We start from the raw sequence: 2,296 nt of genomic DNA on the forward strand, positions 1-2,296 counted from the left end.
GGGCGGCCCCCCCCGCCCCGCGGCCGCCGGGGTGGGGGGGGGGGGGGGGGGCCGGGGGGGCGCGGCGGCCCCCGCCCCCCCCCCCCCCCCCCCGGCCGGGGCACCGGCGGCCGGCGGCCGGGGCGGCCCCGGTGGCGCCCGGGTGCGCACCGGGTTCGACCGGCTGAGCGCGGACGGGTACCGGCTGCTGGCCGGGCAGAAGGTGGGGATCGTCACCAACCCCACCGGCGTCACCGCCGACGTGCGCCACATCGTGGACGTGATGCACGCGGACGACCGGGTGGACCTCGTCGCGGTCTTCGGCCCCGAGCACGGCTTCCGCGGCACCGCACAGGCGGGCGGCGGCGAGGGCACGTCGACCGACCCCGCGACCGGGCTGCCGGTGTACGACACGTACCAGGTCAGCGGGCAGCCGCTGGTGGACGTCTTCACGAAGTCGGGTGTCGACACGGTGGTCTTCGACATCCAGGACGCGGGCGCCCGCTTCTACACGTACATCTGGACGCTGTACGACTGCATGGAGGCGGCGGCCCTGGCCGGCAAGCGGTTCGTGGTGCTGGACCGGCCGAACCCGATCACCGGGCGGGAGGCGACCGGCCCCGTGCTGCACGAGGAGTTCGCGTCGTTCGTGGGCCGCAAGCCGGTCTCGCAGCAGCACGGCATGACGGTCGCGGAGCTGGCCGCCCTCTTCAACGGCGAGTTCCTCACGAAGAAGGCGGAGCTGGCGACCGTCACGATGACGGGCTGGCAGCGGTCGATGTACTTCGACGGGACGGGGCTGCCGTGGGTGCTGCCGAGCCCCAACATGCCCACTCCCGACACGGCGTTGGTCTACCCCGGCACCTGCATGTTCGAGGCGACCAACGTCTCCGAGGGGCGCGGCACGGCCCGCCCGTTCGAGCTGCTGGGCGCCGAGGGCCTGGACGCGGCGTGGGCGGAGGCGGCGACGGCGGAGCACCTGCCGGGCGTGTACTTCCGCGAGGCGTACTTCGCGCCGACGTTCTCCAAGTTCACCGGCAAGACGGTGGGCGGCGTACAGCTGCACGTCCACGACCGGGACGCGTTCGACGCCGTACGCACCGGTATCGCCCTGCTGATCACCGCGAAGCGCCTGTACGGGGACTTCGCGTGGCGCGCCGACAACGACATCGCGACCCTCACCGGCTCCGACCGCGTCGGCACGATGATCGACGCGGGCGCCAGTACGGACCAGGTGGTCGCCGCCTGGCAGAAGGAACTCGCGGCGTTCCGCGCCGTGCGCCGCCGCTACCTGGTCTACCGCTGAGCCGCCCGCGCGGTCGCCTTCGCGCGCCTCGCGCACGACCGCGCGCCGTCGCGCCGTCGCGCCGTATGCCGGAGAACATGTAGGCCGGAGAACACGGACGCCGGAGAACACGGACCCGGATACGGCGCGATGGCACACAGCGCGGGCACAGAAGGCGTGAGGGAAGGGGGGAGTTTTCGCACGCCAGTCGTCATGTGGATGTAAAGCCGCAGCTCACGGGGGTCATCGCCAGGTAAAAACGTCGCCGCTCACGTATCCGTCACGCCAATCCTCTTTTTGATGGAGCCGAATGGGGCAGACGTACGTCCATTCCACAACGCCGGAGTTCCGGAGATCCACTGACGGAGGTGGCATGTGATGGCCGGATTCAGAAGTCTCGCGAGACAAGTGCGGGACCCGCGCTGCGATCTGGCCTTGCGGCGGTATTCACTGCGCAAGTGCCTGGAGCGGTTCGCCCCCTACGGGCACCGGGCGACGTGGGACCACCTGTGCGCGAGGCACGGCATACAGCCCGAGGACAGGTCGCCCGAGCCGGCCCGCCTCATCGCGGCGCTCGACGAACTGGAAGAGGCCAGGGCGGTCTGGCTGAAGTACGAGGTGGACTTCGCCGAGCGCCGCAAGCGCGAGAAGCACGACGGGCTCCGCCAGCCCGGCAGCTTCGACGACTGGCACCGGCTCACCTGGGGCGGCAACGGCGTGGCCCGCTGCGACGACCCCCGCATCCACCCCTCCGACTCGCTCGCCGAAGTGCTGCGCAGGCTGATCGCGGGCCTGGAGTCCGGCCCCGGCGAGACCTGCCCCGTCTGCGGCGCGACCCGCGAGATCGTCTGGCGCCCCGACCTCACCCACGAGCCCTGGTCGGGTCCGGTGTGCACGGGGTGCGGCATCGTGGTCCCCCAGCCGGTCCTCACGTCCGAGGCGCTGGCCCACGCGAAACACGGCCAGGCCAAGGCGCTCACCGCCGCCTGACCGGCCGGCCCCCCCCCCCCCGCCCGCCCCCCGGGGGACACC

At 72.7% G+C, this 2,296-nt stretch carries 2 protein-coding genes; both read left to right on the top strand.

What is annotated here, in order from left to right; all coding sequences use genetic code 11:
• The first annotated feature begins 31 nt into the window (after positions 1 to 31).
• Positions 32 to 1,285: an exo-beta-N-acetylmuramidase NamZ family protein gene (locus LCE31_RS10885; protein ID WP_225013975.1), complete on the top strand. Its 1,254-nt coding sequence runs from the start codon at positions 32 to 34 to the stop codon at positions 1,283 to 1,285.
• A gap of 357 nt (positions 1,286 to 1,642) precedes the next feature.
• A complete protein-coding gene (locus LCE31_RS10890; RefSeq protein ID WP_225013974.1) occupies positions 1,643 to 2,254 on the top strand; it encodes a hypothetical protein in 612 nt (203 codons plus the stop codon).
• Positions 2,255 to 2,296 lie beyond the last annotated feature (42 nt).

Origin of the sequence: Streptomyces sp. 8L, assembly GCF_020176795.1 — a bacterium.
Lineage (GTDB): Bacteria > Actinomycetota > Actinomycetes > Streptomycetales > Streptomycetaceae > Streptomyces.